Genomic DNA, 15531 nt, shown 5'->3' with positions numbered 1-15531 from the left:
CTCTTGTTTCAATAGAGAACTTTTGGTTGTTTTATTTTCAAAATGAGAATTGCTGCCAGTCTGGGGGCAAGTATTACTGATGGAGGTAGTAATGGTGTAAGTATCACACCGGGTGCACCGGGTGGATTCACAAGTGTAACTACCCTCTATGACCAACTTGGTAATGCCTTGGCTAGCATGGGCGGCCCTAACAGTATTGGCCTTGGTGGTCCTTTTAGTGGGTCTGGTTCGGGTCCAGCAGCAACTTATACCTACGGCCCTTTCAACGCCTTCCCGCCTCTCATGGTAGACTGCTTCCAGTTTGGTTCTGAGTGTGGCGAAGTAAGAACCCGAGTCACCTTTACTGCTTCAGGTGGGTCGGATCGCTTTGCTTTTACTGGTGGTGCTGATATAACCGCTAAGGAAGCTACTCCTGAGCCCGTACCTGAACCTGGTACCACTGCTGCTCTAGTTGGTGTTGGTCTTTTAGGTTTGGCTTCTCGGAAACGTAAGGATTCATAGAAACTGTCAGTAACAGAATCAAAATCACTTAATATAATTGAATAAATCCGGTTCTATATCTAGGCTATGTGGCCAAGGTAATTATAGCAACCGGATTTTATATTATGAGATCTTGCACCTGAACCAAAAATCCGATTTTTTGCCTAAATTTCAAGAAAAAAATCAGGGTTTCACGGTTCAAAAATCGGATTTTTTGAGCTTTTCGGTGTTGGTGCAAGATCGGAGTTAATGAAAAATTGTGTCTAAGAGGCTGTTCACAATCCCATGACCACTATATTAGCAATTGAAACCAGTTGTGATGAAACCGCTGTCGCTATCGTCAATAATCGTGAGGTTTATAGTAGTGTGGTTGCCTCACAAATTGAACTTCATCGGATGTATGGGGGAGTAGTTCCCGAAGAAGCATCTCGTCAACATTTACTGACCATTAATCCTTGTATTGATCAAGCTTTAGAGGAAGCAAAATTAAGCTGGAATGAGATTGATGGCATTGCCGCAACCGTTGCCCCTGGCTTAGTTGGGGCTTTAATGGTAGGAGAAACTGCCGCGAAAACCCTTTCAATTGTACATCAAAAACCCTTTATTGGGGTGCATCATTTAGAAGGTCATATTTATGCGACTTATTTGAGTGAACCTAACTGGAAATCGCCTTTTTTATGTCTTTTAGTATCTGGGGGTCATACCAGTTTGATTTATGTGAAAGATTGCGGGATTTATGAACAATTAGGAACTACCCATGATGATGCTGCGGGGGAAGCTTTTGATAAGGTAGCAAGATTATTAAAATTAGGTTATCCAGGGGGGCCAATTATTGATAGTTTAGCCAAAACAGGCAACCCTGAAAGGTTTATTTTACCAGAGGGAAGGGTATCCTTACCAGAGGGAGGTTATCACCCTTATGATTCTAGTTTTAGTGGCTTAAAAACGGCAGTATTAAGATTAGTTGAACGGTTAAAAAAAGAGGGACATGAACCCTTACCTATTGCAGATTTAGCGGCAAGTTTTCAAGCAACTGTTGCTCGTTCATTAACTAAAAAAACCATTGCCTGTGCCTTAGATTATGGTATCACTCATATTGCGGTTGGGGGAGGAGTTGCGGCCAATAGTGGACTAAGAAAACAGTTACAAGAAGCAGCAAAAGAACACAATTTAATTGTGCATTTTCCGCCGATTAAACTATGTACAGATAATGCAGCAATGATCGGTTGTGCTGCCTGTGATCATTTTAACAAAGGTCATCTTTCTTCCCTCAAATTAGGGGTAAAATCTCGATTAGGAATTACTGAAGTAATGCAGCTTTATTCTGTCAATAATTAGTTAATGCCTGTTCCCTGTTTCCTAAAACTATTAAGTGTCAGTTAATGAGGAATGTTGGGAACAAGACGAAAAAGCAAAGTCAACAAAGCGGTTGCTACAGCCACAACAACAGGAACAATCAGGGAACGGAAGCCTTGTAAATCGGAAATAGCCTTAACCATCGTAGCTTGTTCATTTTCTACCTTTTCGAGTCGCTTGTCCATGCCACCGACTTTCTCGGTTAAAGTCGCCTGTCCTACTTCTAAATTGGTGAGGCGTTCGTTAATCTTGTCTAATTTCTGGTTAACTTCCTTAAACTTCTCATTAGTCTCTTTTTGGTTGCTGTCTAGCTTGTCGTCAATGCGTTTAAGGACTTCTGCTATTGAATAGGTGACGGTAGCAGGTTCATTCATAAGTTAAACTCCTAACCTAACCAGGAATAATTTTTCTGTTTAAGGCAATTTCTTGTTGCTGATTTGTCTATCTTAACTTGAGTCTTACACAAACATAAAATCCCCTGATCAAAGCGAATTTGTTACCCTAAAATAAGTAACTACCCTCTATCCCATCTAAAGCTCTCAGATGTTGTCAAAAACCGCGAAAATCTCATCCTCAGTTACCACCAAGATCACGCCCCTCTTAGTCTCTCCTGCTCAAATTATCAAAGGACATGGTATTCTATCCCAAGCAGGAAGTGGGATCGCTCGCTTAGGTAAGCGTCCCTTAGTCGTGGGCGGAAATAATACCCTTTCTGTGATTTCCCCCCATTTAGACCCTATTTTTCAACAATTTAAACTTATTGCTGCCCAAGCAACTTATAGCCCAGACTGTTCCGAAAATTCCCTAGAAAGCCTCACCACAGCCACCAGGGAACATCAAGCCGATTTTGTCATGGGAGTAGGGGGAGGAAAAGCTCTTGATACCGCTAAATTACTCGCTCATCAGCAACAAATTCCTATCGTTACTATTCCCACCTCTGGGGCAACTTGTGCCGCTTGGACAGCTTTATCTAATATTTATTCTAACGAGGGAGCCTTTCAATATGATGTTCCTTTATTGCGTTGTCCTGACTTATTAATTTTAGACTACAAGCTGATCAAAACCGCCCCCAAACGGACATTAATTGCCGGAATTGGAGATGCGATCGCAAAATGGTATGAAGCGTCTGTTAGTAGTGGTAATTCTACCGCAACATTAACTATTGCGGCAGTGCAACAGGCCAGAATTTTACGAGATATTTTATTGCAAAAATCAGCAGCGGCCTTAGAAAACCCTGGTGGGGAAGACTGGTGTGAAGTGGTAGATGCAACAGTATTATTAGCAGGAGTAATTGGAGGTTTAGGGGGTGCAAATTGTCGCACAGTAGCGGCCCATGCTGTCCATAATGGTTTAACCCATATTCCGGCGGCCCATGAAGCATTACATGGGGAAAAAGTAGCCTATGGTATTCTGGTTCAATTACGTTTAGAGGAGATGATACAAGGGAACCAATTAGCAGCATCTTCTCGACAACAATTATTGAAATTTTATGGAGAAATTGGCCTACCCAAAACCCTAGAAGATTTAGGGTTAGGTGAGGTAACATTAGCCCAATTACGTCAAGGGGCCAAAATTAGCTGTCATTCTAATTCAGATATTCATCGTTTACCCTTCTCTGTATCTCCCGAACAATTATTAGGGGCCATGGTGTCAACAAAGGCGGAAATTGTGGTGAATAAAACTCAAGTTAACTCTTGAGCCAAAAATTAGGGGTTAGGGGTTAGGGGTTAGGGGTTAGCTCCCCACTCCCTCACCCCATCACTGTCATTTAAGAGTAGCGTAACCCATAGTAGCATCAGCCATACGACACCAGATAACCACTGATTTAAAGCCTGAAGTTTGAATAGCACTAGGAATAGGATAACGTTGCGCTCCTTTTGCGCTGTGTAACTTCCCTAAATTGATAAAACGATTCATATTAGAGTTAGAGTAAGATTTAGGAGGGGTGGCATCGGGATCAAGTAGTACGTGCAGATCAGGAGCTTGATCGGTTGTACTGAAGGCTGAGTCTAGCTCCAAATAGGTTTGTCCATTTTCCCTGACAATTTTGGCCATTCCAGTTGTGGGAGCTTCAGCTTTAACGAAGGTTCCCATCTTAACGACGGGAGTGTTTTGAGCCATGAGGATAGGAAGATTAACTTGAAATTCTTCAGCCGCATTAACAGGCGTTGTGGTTGTAGATAAACTGCTGCCAAAGATCAAGGCAGAAACTAAACCAGTAGCGAGAAGAAGTTGAGTTTTTGGGGAGAAGATCATGACTTGAAATCCTGCTTTTGAGCTTTGAGTTGGTTTTCAATTCTAAGTATCTTTCTCTATCCTGAGAATTGAAGGGGAAAATTCTGAAAAACCCCTAAACTTTGGCTGATAAAACTGAGAATTTGTGAACTTGTACAGGAGGAAAAGGAAAAAGACTAACCCTTTACCCTTTCCCTGTTAATGTTTACAGCCTCGATAGCACTTCTTTTGCTGCCGTTAAGGTGCGTTCAATATCCTCATCTGTATGAGCTAAAGACGTAAATCCCGCCTCAAATTGAGAAGGAGCAAGATAAACACCCCTTTCTAACATTCCCCGATGGAAACGCCCAAATTTAGCGAGATCTGACTTTTTCGCATCGTCATAGTTACGAACCGGCCCTTCCGTAAAGAATAAGCCAAACATTGCCCCAAGATAGCCGCCACAAACTTTATGGCCAGTCTCCTTGGCAACCTTTAACAACCCTTCACTTAATTTCTGGGTAATGCGGTCTAAATAGTCATAAGTTCCTGGTTTTTGCAACAATTCCAGAGTTTTAATTCCTGCTGTCATGGCCAAAGGGTTTCCCGATAAGGTTCCCGCTTGATACATGGGGCCCGCAGGAGCCACCATAGACATAATATCTTTGCGTCCCCCATAAGCACCCACAGGCAACCCACCGCCGATCACTTTGCCGAGGGTAGTTAAATCAGGAGTAATGCCAAATTTTTGTTGGGCCCCACCATAAGCAAGACGAAAACCCGTCATCACTTCATCAAATACCAGTAAAGCTCCATATTCTTGGGTTAATTCCCGTAATCCTTCTAAAAAGCCCGCATCAGGGATGATAAAACCAGAATTACCGACAACAGGCTCTAAGATGACTCCAGCGATCTGATCTGGATTTTCAGCAAAGAGGGTTTTAACCGCTTCTAAATCATTATAGGGGGCGTTGAGGGTGTTGCTGGTAGTGCTTTTAGGAACCCCAGGAGAGTCCGGTAAACCGAGGGTTGCAACCCCTGAACCGGCCTTAACCAAAAACATATCAGCGTGGCCGTGATAACAGCCTTCAAACTTGATAATTTTATCCCGTCCCGTAAAGGCTCTAATCAAGCGCAGAACGGACATACAAGCTTCCGTACCTGAATTGACAAAACGCACCATTTCAATGCTCGGAACAGCATCTATGACCATTTCTGCTAGGACATTTTCTAACACAGAAGGGGCCCCGAAACTGGTTCCCTTTTCTAGTGCTTCATGTAGCGCAGTAATGACATCAGGATGAGCATGGCCACAAATGGCGGGGCCCCAGGTTCCTACATAATCAATGTACTGATTGCCGTCTACATCCCAAATATAAGCCCCTTTGACCCGATCAAAGACGATGGGTTGTCCACCGACAGACTTAAACGCTCTTACCGGAGAACTAACCCCTCCTGGCATTAATTTTTGAGCAGCGGCAAATATTTCTTCCGATTTTGTGGTTTTCAATGATGTTGTGCTAACCAATCTAATCTCCTTTACATCCTAGTAGAATTCTGTTTCGTGACAATTAGGATCTTTGTCTTCTGCTAAACATTGTCTGATTTTATCAGAAATTTTGGGTTTAAAACCCCGTCCCTTTGGCAAGCTCCCTTATGAATCCATCCCTGAGCAACGAACCGTTACACTCTTATCTTGACGGCAACGCCGGAAAAATCGATAGGATTCGCTGTAAGCACATACTGTAGATATTGAGACTATATTAATTTCATCGGATTTCTTACATTCACACTATAGTTTGTAGACTTATCTGGCTTTTTATTTTAGAGTTTTCTGCTGATGGAACAACACCAAAAAGCAGATAAGTTACAAAAAAACTTTGGTCAAGTAATTCGTAATCGCCGTCTAGCATTAGGCATTTCTCAAGAGAATTTAGCTGAAAACTGCGATTTACACCGAAATTACATCAGTGAGATTGAAAGAGGTATTAAATCCCCTTCACTAAAAACCATTACTTTACTGGCGATCGCTTTGGGGTGTCTTCCTCATATTTTGCTTCAAGAAGCAGAAGAATTATTAAATGATGATACTTTTACTTCTTAATTTTAATTAATGAGTAATTTAGATTAATAATGCCAAGAAGAAAACCTTATACCAAAGTCAAAAAATCTAATCAAATTAGAGAAAACCATGTTAAAAGAATGGGAGATGTTACTTTTAAAGGTTTTCAATGTCTTAATAGCAAATGTACTGAGTTTATTCTGGTTAAGAAAAGTGAGATTGGAATTGATTTTGAAATAAAATGTCCAAAATGTGAATATTTTCATGTCTCTGGAAACGAATCAAAATTTTATGACTATGAACTTCTAAGGCTTGATCAAGACAAAAATCCTATTGAAACCATAGAAACTGGAGAATTTACTATTCTTCATGATGATTATATCAATGAATCTCAAGACTATAAATATTGTATAGTCTGTAATACAATTAAGCCAGTTGTTCTTTTTGACCAACATCAAAGTCGTAATTCAAGTAGACAAGGTGAATGTAGATTATGCAAAAAAGTTTATAACAGTATCAAAAATCAAACTAGAATAAGCGATCAGCATCGAGAAGCATCTCAAAATCGTAGATTGTATTCAATAATTTCTGGTAGTCAAAAAATAAATAGTGAAGAAATTTTTGAAAAATATAAACATAAATGCTTTAATTGTGAAAAAGATTTACATAAAGTAGAATCTGAGAAAGAAAGACCCCTTGACCATTCTATTCCTGTTTATTATTTATATCCTTTAACCACAGAAACAGCAACTTTATTATGTCAAGAATGTAACAGCAAAAAAACGAATAAATGGCCTTCTGCTTTTTATTCAGATCAAAAACTTAAACAGCTATCTATTCAGACAGGTCTTAGTTATGAACTTTTATCAGGAGAGCCTCAATATAATTCTGATGCACTTGAGAAACTAAAAACACCTAAAAAGGTAGATGAACTATTAAATAAATATAGTAGATATATAGATAGAATAATAAAATTACGAAATAGAATCTTAAAAGATTGTGATTTCGATTTTTTGGAAAATTCTACAGCCATTTCTCAAGATTGGATAGATAAAGCAAATAAAGAATTTAATCAATCATAATAATCTTAAAGTTTAAAGTTTTTGAAAAAATAAATATTGATGTGATTGAGTTGCACCTTGAGCTTTAATCCCAAATTTTTCACTGCCGACAACATCTTCATCAAAAGAATATATTAATTCAAAGTATTGATCAGAACGTTTAATTAATTCTTCTGCCATATTACAAGATTTAGTTTTACCCACGTGCATAATCAATTTTCCTTGAGGTTTTAACCAGGTGGCACAACTTTTAAAAAAATCAAAATAAATATCCATTGATTTCTTTTGTTGATATTCTAAAAATTGTTCTTGACGAGATGTAAAATCGTCTTTTTCCCAACCAGCCAACCAAAGTCTCATCCAGTTAGTAATAAAAAATCTTGTTGAAGCTACAAAAGGAGGAGAAGTAATCACTACATCTACCTGATTTTTGTATAAATCATTTAACTTAGAAAATGGAAGTTGTGTCGCCATTCCACAAAGTAATTTTTGAGGATATTCTATTTCTAGCATTCTTTTTATTTTATCAGTAAGACGAGGTGCTAAAGGTCGATATTCAAAGCTTCCAGTCGGTTTAAAAGGTGTTACTGGATGTGATCGCCTAGAAAGGGCATAAGGACGATTACCATGAAGAATATGTAACAAACAAGAGTAAACCAACGCTTGACCCCAAGAAGTACAAGGATTTAATTTAAGATAATTACGAGCAGTTAATATTTCTTTAAAGGTTTCTTCATTAAAATATTCAGGAAGTTTACCATTGAAACCAAAATCTTCATAGATAGATAAGTCTTGATTATTTTTATTGGTTTCAATATACTTTAATAAATCATCAAGAATTAAATAAACTTCTTCATTTGCTCCTCTATCTATTTTTGTTTTAGTTAAAATATAACCAAGCTCTTGTAAATCATTCCCTAAAGGATAACGACCTTGTAAAAAAGCCTCTAAAGGAATAGTTCCACAGCCAGACATAGGATCTAATACTACATCTTTAGGTGAAGTAAATTGACTAATCAAAAAATGAGCAATCGCTGGTTTTAATTTACCTTGGTATGAACATAAAGAATGTAATTTATTTCCCCAATTTCTACTACTATATGGTTGCTCTAAATAAGGTAAAGATTTAGAAAAATTTTCTGCTTGGGTTTTATAGTCTTGAGCATTTTGACGATCATTTAAGCCAACAAAAAGAACATTTGTATTTGATTTTTCAAAAATCAGTAATACTTGCTTAAGTTCTGTTCCATCTTTTGATTTTCTTTCTCTTACTAATCTTTCTTCTATACAAACTAAACCAAGATTTGAAGCAAGTATTTTTAATATTTTATCGGTAGGTACATGAACACCAGCAAAACGAGAATCACCAATATCAACGACTAATCTACCTTCCATCCTTAAGATATCATAAGATTTTTTTAACCACATATATGAATCTGAGAAATAGCGTCTCACTAACTCAGGTATTCTAGAATCATACGCTACTTTATCTAAATCGGAAGCAATTAGTTCAACTTCAGGAATAACCATAGGTTGACGACCCTTATTAGAAATGTTATTAATTCCTGCTGCCATTGCTTGAGAACGAAACAAACTCAACTCTTTTTCATGTTTTAGAAAGCCTGTAAGCCATAGTTCTAATTTAGTATTTCTGAAATAATTAGTTCCATTTAGATAAGGCGGAGAGGTTAAAATAAAATCTAGTTTTGTATTTATAGACGATTCAAATAAAGCTGATTCTCCTAAACAAGAAACTTCTGGAAAATCAATGTTTATTTGAGATATATCTAAACATATTTGTTGTGATTTGTGCTTAAATTGTTGTAATACTGAAAATTTTGCTGGTAATTTTTCATTAGGTTTTCGACATCTTAAATCAGAAGCACGTTTCATTTCACTACATAAAACTGCAATTGCTCCTAAAGCTAACTTAGCAAAATCTTTAAATTTTAATACTGGTGTTTCACATTTTTCGATAGCTTCTTTTATAGCAATGATTTCAATTAACCTAGAATTAACAAAATAGTTACGATTTAAAAAACATTGATTAATTTTATTTTGTGCTTCTTCTAATGATCTTAGATTATTTTTTGCATATATGAATATTGATTCTAAATATTCTTTAAGCAAATCTAAATTATTATAGGCATCTTTTAAGTTGTTAGTCTTACACTCAATTACTAATCTCATGAAAGGGTTTATTTCTGAATAGTAACTAACCATGTTTTTATTGGTAGCTACAGTAACAGTCGTTCCCGTTCCAGCAAAAGGATCATAAATACAATTACCATCACAAAATTCTTCAATAATACTTTCAACAAATTCGCAAGAAAATCCCTCAATATATGGATACCAACGATGTACTAATTGTTTATGATTAGGAGAAAAAGTTCCATGTTTTCCTGATTTTATGTTTGTATCAGAATCAGAAAAGGATAGTTTATCTACATCAAAAAGAGAGAGTTGAGTAGATTTTTGAGGAGAGATAATGTAATTATTTTTAGGCACGACTAAGTTTAAACTTTTAACTTGGGTGGATATTTTAATTTTATCATTTACACTTCTCAGAAATCCCCAAAAATGATGATTCCTGATGCTTAAGGGCTAAGAAAACCTCCATATCTTTACTTTTGGAACTTTGATGACACTAATTTGCCCCCGATCCCAATTAATGTATCACTGTATAAGATAAGATGGAGAATAGGGGATTCGAACCCCTGACCTCTGCGGTGCGATCGCAGCACTCTACCAGCTGAGCTAATTCCCCATTCGTCTTCAGACCTCCTATTCTAACATTGAATGCTGCTGTTTGTAATTCTTTTTAACTTAGTTCTTACCCTGATCAATTTTTATCTGGTTTGGCAACTGGGAAAATTGAGTCATTTGTTGCAAAAAGTTACCTATCGATTAACAATACTAGAACAGCGAATTCATGTTATTTTTTATACTGCACCAGAGATTATTTTAAGGGGACAGGAAGGTACTAATCATCTGAGAAAAAGTTATCAATCCTTAAATATTCAACTGATCAAGTTACAACAAATTATAAGTTTACTAAATTTTTTATTGAGAATTTTGCCCCAAAAAAGATTTTATTTTAATCAAAAATAATCAATAGTTAAAATTAATCTAAAAAATATTATATTGTCTTTTTAATGATGAAGAATTATGATGAAATTAAAATTAATCGTCAACGAGAGGAAAGGGTTATGATTACAGTGCGTCCGTCACAAGAGCGAGGAATGGCTAATTTTGGCTGGTTAGATAGTCGTCATAGCTTCTCCTTTGGTCAATATTATGATCCAAATTATGTAGGGTTTGGGACGCTACGGGTGATCAATGAAGACAAAGTGACACCAGGGGCCGGATTTCCCACCCATCCCCATCACAACATGGAAATTATCACCTATATTATTGATGGGGCCTTAGAACACAAAGACAGTATGGGCAATGGCTCAATTATTCGTCCTGGGGATGTACAGCGAATGACCGCAGGTACAGGAATTAAACATAGTGAATTTAATCCTTCTCAGACAGATCCCGTTCATTTACTGCAAATTTGGATTATTCCAGATACAGAAGGTTTAACCCCTAGTTATGAACAAAAACACTTCCTACCCACCGAAAAAGAAGGAAAACTCTGTCTTATTGCTTCCCAAGATGGAAAAGAAGGCTCTGTTACCATTCATCAAGCTGTAGACTTATATACGACTCAGTTAAAGGAAGGCCAAACCGTTCAATCTTCGTTAAAAGAGGGGCGGAGTGCTTGGGTTCAAGTGGTTAAAGGATCAGTGCAATTAATCGATCGCCAATTAATTGCTGGAGATGGGGCCGCAATTATGCAAATGGCTGAAATTACCCTAACAGGGTTATCTGAGTTAGCTGAGGTATTATTATTTGATCTTCCTGAACCCATCAGCGTCTGAAATGGGTTTTAGTTTGCCATATAAACCCCAATTTTATTCGGTTCTTTTTTCCATAATCCTTGCAATTTTCCAGAGGATAACTGTTTGATTGTATCTTCTCGAACCACCATAAATTGTGTCTGGTTTAATTCCCCATAAAGTGCCTGAGTTACTTCGTTAATTGTCCACTCTTTTCCCTGATTTGATTGCAATAGTTTCTGAATCGCTTGTTGCTTGGATAACCCTCGATATTCTGGCAACATAGGAATAGCAGAAGACTTTAGGTTAGAACGATTACCCTTGGCTATTGTTAAAGAAATTTGCTTTAATTCCTGCAATTTTTCTATCCCTGTTTCTGACCAGAAATAATGCTTTTGAGGATTCTTAAAATAATCAACACCCTCTATCAATTGTTCCAGATATCTTGTCCGTAAATTTAAGATGAAATTTATGGTAACTGACAACAACTTGGCTACCTTAGCAGTGGGTAAAGCATCATCGGGAACCTCCCCTTTTTTCAGTTTTTTTTCGACCAAATCAGGAAAATCAGCTAAGTTTAACGTCCAACAATTAGGAGCATCAGGGACTTTCGCCCATTGCTCTTGCTTAGCTCCTTTTATTAACTGTTGTTCCATTAACGGCTTCACCTGTTGCTGCTCCTCCTCAGAAATCAGCCCATAAAAATGCCGTAAGATATAGTCAATTTGTAGCATTTTCCCGCGTTCCACCTCCAATAATTCTCGGATTTTTGGCGACGGTATCACGAAAAATTCATCCTCATCTTCTGTATCTTCATCTTCCATCTCCTCATCTTTTGTATCTTCATCTTCCCTATCTTCATCTTCCCTGTTGTCGGCGATAGTTTCATCAGGGACAGGGTTAGCATCATTGAGCAGCCAAGATTGAGCTTCCACCGATTCAGGGAGAGATGATTGATCTGATAATAGAGCTTGGACGTGTCCCAACTGCTGAGACGCGATGATTGCCGCCTGTTGATGATATTCAATCAGTTGACGATAATAATCAGCTAATTGGGCTAAATATTCGTTAACTGCTGCGGGGGGTGATGGTGGTTTCATCATGGCTTACTTTTGCTGTTCTTTGAAAAATCGTTTGCATTTCTTGGTGATGCCTTTGCATTCGTTGCCGTACTTGGGACAAGCAGTCGCGTAGGTTTCTCTCTCACAACTGTCATGGCAATAAGAACATAAGAACTTAAAAACGCGGGTGTGGATGACCCGATCATGCGCTCTGACTGTGTATTCGTTAACGTGAACCTTCTTACTTGGCATTTTGGGTATTAGAAAAAACAACTCTCTTTCTAGTGTGACCAATATTAGGACTCTTGTGCTACTTTCTCTGTAAAGATTTGCGGACTTTTCCCGACAGCTTGTACTCTAGTTTATTATGAGAAGACTAGGTTATTCAGTCAATTATAAGATAATAATTAATATGGATCAAAATCTTACGCGCCAACTTTTGCAACAAGATACGGAAGAAAAAGAAGCTCTTGCCTTACTTTTAGAACGTCATTTATCCCGTCAAGAGCAAATTTTTGTCCAGAAAACTCAGATGGGAAATACTCAAGGTTATCTTGGTTCTGTCTCTTTAGAATGGTTGGCTAGTCGCGTTCGTTTTGCGTCTCAACTGCCTTTGTTTCGGCGCAAATATGATCCCATTACTGATAATATTATCCGTGATGCTGAAACTGTTGAAGAATTACAACAACGTCCTTTAGACTGGTCACGACAAGCTCATTTGGCTCAATATTTAGCTGTTGTTAGAAACCATAAATTTCCTCCTGTTTTAGTGGTAATTAGTAGTGGCTGGGTTAATGATCCTCATGCCGTAGAATGGGGCGGTAATCGCCGCGCTTTAGTCAGTGTGGATGATTTTACCTCCTTAGATCAACAAGATAGAATAGGATTGATAAATATTGGAGAAGATTATTCTATTTTTGCTCTAGATGGACAGCATCGACTGATGGGAATACAAGGGTTAATGGAGTTATTAAAAACCGGAAAATTAGAGGTTTATAATAAGTATAAAAAAGCTACAGGCTCAATGATTACCATTGATGATTTAATTGAAGAATATCATCTAGATGTAGCATCTTTACAAAGTTTATCCCAAGAAAAAATTGGCATTGAAATTATTCCTGCTGTTATTCAAGGAGAAACCTATGAAGAAGCAAGAAGACGGGTAAGGTCAATTTTTGTTCATGTCAATCGTATGGCCATTTCCTTGAGTAAAGGACAGTTAGTTTTATTGAATGAAGATGATGGGTTTGCTATTATTTCTCGCCGACTTGCGATCACTCATTCTCTGTTAAAAGATCGAGATGAACATGACTGGAACCCTCGCGTAAATTGGGATAGTGCAACTATTTCTAATAAGTCAACAGTTTTGACAACTTTACAAGCATTACAAGACATGGCAGAAGGGTATTTAGGCGATAAATTTTCTCATTGGAAAAATAAAGATAAAAAGAATTTAATTGCTTTACGTCCTGATGATCAAGAAATAGAAGAAGGGTTAGAAGATTTACAGGAATTATTTGATTATTTGGCTTCTTTACCTAGTTATCGTCAATTAGAACAAGGGGTAAAAAGCTTTGAATTGCGACGTTTTAGTCATGAAACCGGGGGAGGTGAAGGAAATATGTTATTTCGTCCTGTGGGACAAATTGCCTTAATTCAAGCTTTGGGATTTTTGGTTTTTCGGAAAGAATTTGACCTAAAAACTATCTTTAAAAAATTAATTTATTTTGATGAAATTGGGGGATTTAGTAACATGGAAAACTCTCAATCTTTATGGTATGGGATACTTTATGATCCCATGAAAAAACGAATACAAGTATCTGGTAAAAAGTTGGCTAGTCGTCTGTTTATTTATTTATTGGGGGGCGTTAATGATGAATTTGAAAAAGCAGAAATTAGAAAGGCATTAGCAGAAGCAAGAACTATTAAAGATGCGGCAACTAATCAAGAAAAAACTATTGATTTTCAAGGAAAGTTTGTCAAACCAAGAAGTGTAGGATTACCTGATATTTTATGATAAAGTTTATCTTAATAAAATTTTGAGCAAAGTAGTACAATAAATGCGCTATACTTGGGATGAAGCTAAAAATGAGGCTAATCTGAGAAAACATGGGTTAAGTTTTTTTGATGCTGACTTAGTTTATGAGTCTTCTGTTAAACTAACATTACCTAGTCAGTATGATAGTTTTGAGACACGCTGGATAGACATAGCACAAGTACAAGAAGAAGTCTTGTTATTAGTTTATACGATCCGAGAAGACACGATTAGATGTATTTCTTTTAGAAAAGCGAGTAGAAAGGAACGGAGGTTATATTATGACAAGTTACAGCAGTGAAGAACTCAAAAAAAGACGACAAATTAAACAAAATAGCGACTGGAAAAAAGTTGCTGCCATGACTGATGATGAGATAGATTTTTCGGATGTTCCAGAATTAGACGAAAATGCCTTTAACTCAGCAGAAGTTATCCGAAAACCTGTTAAAGTAAACAAAACCGTTAATCTTGATGATGATTAATGGAATCAATTACATTGATTAAGCAATCGTAGGGGCATAATATATTATGCCCCTACTAACTGTTATTTGTTCTCAACCCACATTCCGCACTTCAAAAAGAATTATTATAAATACCTAAAATTTTGAGAAACCCTAGAACATTTATGGTATTAGTGAAAATACTCCTTTGAAAATGTATAGGAAGTTACGAATATGGTTCTTCAACTCGGAGACATTGTACCTGATTTTACCCAAGAAACTAGCCAAGGAACCATTTCCTTCCACGAATGGGCTGGAAATAGCTGGGTTGTGCTGTTTTCTCACCCTGCTGATTATACCCCCGTTTGCACCACTGAATTAGGGACAGTAGCTAGTCTCAAACCCGAATTTGACAAACGTAACGTTAAAGTTCTAGCCTTGAGTGTGGATAATGTTGATTCCCATAAAGGTTGGATTAGCGACATCAACGAAACCCAGAACACCACCGTTAACTATCCTATTATCGCCGATCCCGATCGCAAGGTAGCGGACTTATATGGGATGATTCACCCCAACTCCCTGAATAACCTAACCGTGCGTTCCGTCTTTATTATCGATCCTAACAAGAAATTACGCCTAACCTTGACCTATCCGGCTAGTACAGGACGTAATTTTGATGAAATTTTGCGGGTGATTGATTCTCTGCAATTAACCGATTATCATCAAGTTGCCACCCCTGCTAACTGGAAAGATGGAGATGATTGTGTCGTTGTTCCCTCCATTCCCACCGAAGAAGCAAAACAGAAGTTTCCCAAAGGTGTTACTGAAGTTAAACCCTATTTACGCATGACTCCCCAACCCAATAAATAGGAATAGTTTCATCATTAAAATCTAGTAGGGGTCAACGGCCGTTGACCCCTGTTTCCACAATGATATGG

The 15531-nt window shown here is 37.5% G+C and carries 16 protein-coding genes and 1 tRNA gene; 11 read left to right on the top strand and 6 right to left on the bottom strand.

Going from position 1 to position 15531, the window contains the following annotated elements:
- Positions 1–42 precede the first annotated feature (42 nt).
- Positions 43–501, top strand: a complete 459-nt coding sequence (locus tag VB691_RS25795) for a PEP-CTERM sorting domain-containing protein (RefSeq protein ID WP_416244658.1) — start codon at positions 43–45, stop codon at positions 499–501.
- Positions 502–765: 264 nt separating this feature from the next.
- Complete coding sequence (gene tsaD, locus VB691_RS04020) at positions 766–1818, top strand: tRNA (adenosine(37)-N6)-threonylcarbamoyltransferase complex transferase subunit TsaD (protein ID WP_323290167.1); 1053 nt, start codon at positions 766–768, stop codon at positions 1816–1818.
- Between the two features lie 41 nt (positions 1819–1859).
- On the opposite strand, the gene VB691_RS04015 is transcribed toward tsaD, so the two are convergent.
- Positions 1860–2210, bottom strand: a complete 351-nt coding sequence (locus VB691_RS04015; RefSeq protein WP_323290166.1) for a shikimate dehydrogenase — start codon at positions 2208–2210, stop codon at positions 1860–1862.
- Between the two features lie 169 nt (positions 2211–2379).
- Here VB691_RS04015 and VB691_RS04010 point away from each other — a divergent pair, with 169 nt between their 5' ends.
- Positions 2380–3534 (top strand): iron-containing alcohol dehydrogenase family protein, encoded by a 1155-nt coding sequence (locus VB691_RS04010; protein ID WP_323290165.1) that lies wholly within the window; start codon positions 2380–2382, stop codon positions 3532–3534.
- A gap of 66 nt (positions 3535–3600) precedes the next feature.
- On the opposite strand, the gene VB691_RS04005 is transcribed toward VB691_RS04010, so the two are convergent.
- Positions 3601–4092: a DM13 domain-containing protein gene (locus VB691_RS04005; RefSeq protein WP_323290164.1), complete on the bottom strand. Its 492-nt coding sequence runs from the start codon at positions 4090–4092 to the stop codon at positions 3601–3603.
- Between the two features lie 184 nt (positions 4093–4276).
- Positions 4277–5578, bottom strand: coding sequence for a glutamate-1-semialdehyde 2,1-aminomutase (gene hemL, locus VB691_RS04000; protein ID WP_323290163.1), 1302 nt, complete (start codon positions 5576–5578; stop codon positions 4277–4279).
- 312 nt (positions 5579–5890) lie between these two features.
- Here hemL and VB691_RS03995 point away from each other — a divergent pair, with 312 nt between their 5' ends.
- Both VB691_RS03995 and VB691_RS03990 read left to right on the top strand, forming a co-directional pair.
- On the top strand, positions 5891–6154 hold the full coding sequence (locus VB691_RS03995) for a helix-turn-helix transcriptional regulator (RefSeq protein ID WP_323290162.1): 264 nt from the start codon (positions 5891–5893) through the stop codon (positions 6152–6154).
- A 29-nt stretch (positions 6155–6183) separates the two neighbouring features.
- A complete protein-coding gene (locus VB691_RS03990) occupies positions 6184–7194 on the top strand; it encodes a hypothetical protein (protein WP_323290161.1) in 1011 nt (336 codons plus the stop codon).
- Positions 7195–7206: 12 nt separating this feature from the next.
- On the opposite strand, the gene VB691_RS03985 is transcribed toward VB691_RS03990, so the two are convergent.
- On the bottom strand, positions 7207–9681 hold the full coding sequence (locus tag VB691_RS03985; RefSeq protein WP_323290160.1) for a DNA methyltransferase: 2475 nt from the start codon (positions 9679–9681) through the stop codon (positions 7207–7209).
- 186 nt (positions 9682–9867) lie between these two features.
- Positions 9868–9940 (bottom strand) — tRNA-Ala (locus VB691_RS03980).
- Between the two features lie 32 nt (positions 9941–9972).
- On the opposite strand from VB691_RS03980, the gene VB691_RS03975 reads away from it, so the two are divergent.
- Together VB691_RS03975 and VB691_RS03970 are read left to right on the top strand one after the other, a co-directional pair.
- Complete coding sequence (locus VB691_RS03975) at positions 9973–10284, top strand: hypothetical protein (protein WP_323290159.1); 312 nt, start codon at positions 9973–9975, stop codon at positions 10282–10284.
- A 98-nt stretch (positions 10285–10382) separates the two neighbouring features.
- Positions 10383–11099 carry a pirin family protein gene (locus tag VB691_RS03970; protein ID WP_323290181.1) on the top strand — a complete coding sequence of 239 codons (717 nt, stop codon included), beginning with the start codon at positions 10383–10385 and terminating at the stop codon, positions 11097–11099.
- An 8-nt stretch (positions 11100–11107) separates the two neighbouring features.
- Here the strand turns inward: VB691_RS03970 and VB691_RS03965 are convergent, their stop codons facing one another.
- Positions 11108–12160: a hypothetical protein gene (locus VB691_RS03965; protein WP_323290158.1), complete on the bottom strand. Its 1053-nt coding sequence runs from the start codon at positions 12158–12160 to the stop codon at positions 11108–11110.
- A gap of 370 nt (positions 12161–12530) precedes the next feature.
- On the opposite strand from VB691_RS03965, the gene VB691_RS03960 reads away from it, so the two are divergent.
- From VB691_RS03960 to VB691_RS03945, 4 genes are all read left to right on the top strand, one after another.
- Positions 12531–14135 carry a DGQHR domain-containing protein gene (locus VB691_RS03960; protein WP_323290157.1) on the top strand — a complete coding sequence of 535 codons (1605 nt, stop codon included), beginning with the start codon at positions 12531–12533 and terminating at the stop codon, positions 14133–14135.
- Between the two features lie 43 nt (positions 14136–14178).
- Positions 14179–14454 carry a BrnT family toxin gene (locus VB691_RS03955; RefSeq protein WP_323290156.1) on the top strand — a complete coding sequence of 92 codons (276 nt, stop codon included), beginning with the start codon at positions 14179–14181 and terminating at the stop codon, positions 14452–14454.
- Positions 14435–14635, top strand: a complete 201-nt coding sequence (locus VB691_RS03950; RefSeq protein ID WP_323290155.1) for a hypothetical protein — start codon at positions 14435–14437, stop codon at positions 14633–14635. The genes VB691_RS03955 and VB691_RS03950 overlap by 20 nt, the downstream gene beginning before the upstream one ends.
- A 192-nt stretch (positions 14636–14827) precedes the next feature.
- Complete coding sequence (locus VB691_RS03945; protein WP_323290154.1) at positions 14828–15463, top strand: peroxiredoxin; 636 nt, start codon at positions 14828–14830, stop codon at positions 15461–15463.
- Positions 15464–15531: the final 68 nt, after the last annotated feature.

The organism is Crocosphaera sp. XPORK-15E, from assembly GCF_034931425.1.
GTDB lineage: Bacteria > Cyanobacteriota > Cyanobacteriia > Cyanobacteriales > Microcystaceae > UHCC-0190.
The sequence above is the reverse complement of the archived record's forward strand: the minus strand, read 5'-3'. Positions and strand labels throughout refer to the sequence as shown.

Excerpts from the sequence above, each read along its gene's own strand:
- VB691_RS25795 (WP_416244658.1), top strand. The coding sequence starts at position 43 with ATGAGAATTGCTGCCAGTCTGGGGGCAAGTATTACTGATGGAGGTAGT.
- tsaD (WP_323290167.1), top strand. The coding sequence starts at position 766 with ATGACCACTATATTAGCAATTGAAACCAGTTGTGATGAAACCGCTGTC.
- VB691_RS04015 (WP_323290166.1), bottom strand. The coding sequence starts at position 2,210 with ATGAATGAACCTGCTACCGTCACCTATTCAATAGCAGAAGTCCTTAAA.
- VB691_RS04010 (WP_323290165.1), top strand. The coding sequence starts at position 2,380 with ATGTTGTCAAAAACCGCGAAAATCTCATCCTCAGTTACCACCAAGATC.
- VB691_RS04005 (WP_323290164.1), bottom strand. The coding sequence starts at position 4,092 with ATGATCTTCTCCCCAAAAACTCAACTTCTTCTCGCTACTGGTTTAGTT.
- VB691_RS03995 (WP_323290162.1), top strand. The coding sequence starts at position 5,891 with ATGGAACAACACCAAAAAGCAGATAAGTTACAAAAAAACTTTGGTCAA.
- VB691_RS03990 (WP_323290161.1), top strand. The coding sequence starts at position 6,184 with ATGCCAAGAAGAAAACCTTATACCAAAGTCAAAAAATCTAATCAAATT.
- VB691_RS03975 (WP_323290159.1), top strand. The coding sequence starts at position 9,973 with ATGCTGCTGTTTGTAATTCTTTTTAACTTAGTTCTTACCCTGATCAAT.
- VB691_RS03970 (WP_323290181.1), top strand. The coding sequence starts at position 10,383 with ATGATTACAGTGCGTCCGTCACAAGAGCGAGGAATGGCTAATTTTGGC.
- VB691_RS03965 (WP_323290158.1), bottom strand. The coding sequence starts at position 12,160 with ATGATGAAACCACCATCACCCCCCGCAGCAGTTAACGAATATTTAGCC.
- VB691_RS03960 (WP_323290157.1), top strand. The coding sequence starts at position 12,531 with ATGGATCAAAATCTTACGCGCCAACTTTTGCAACAAGATACGGAAGAA.
- VB691_RS03955 (WP_323290156.1), top strand. The coding sequence starts at position 14,179 with ATGCGCTATACTTGGGATGAAGCTAAAAATGAGGCTAATCTGAGAAAA.
- VB691_RS03950 (WP_323290155.1), top strand. The coding sequence starts at position 14,435 with ATGACAAGTTACAGCAGTGAAGAACTCAAAAAAAGACGACAAATTAAA.
- VB691_RS03945 (WP_323290154.1), top strand. The coding sequence starts at position 14,828 with ATGGTTCTTCAACTCGGAGACATTGTACCTGATTTTACCCAAGAAACT.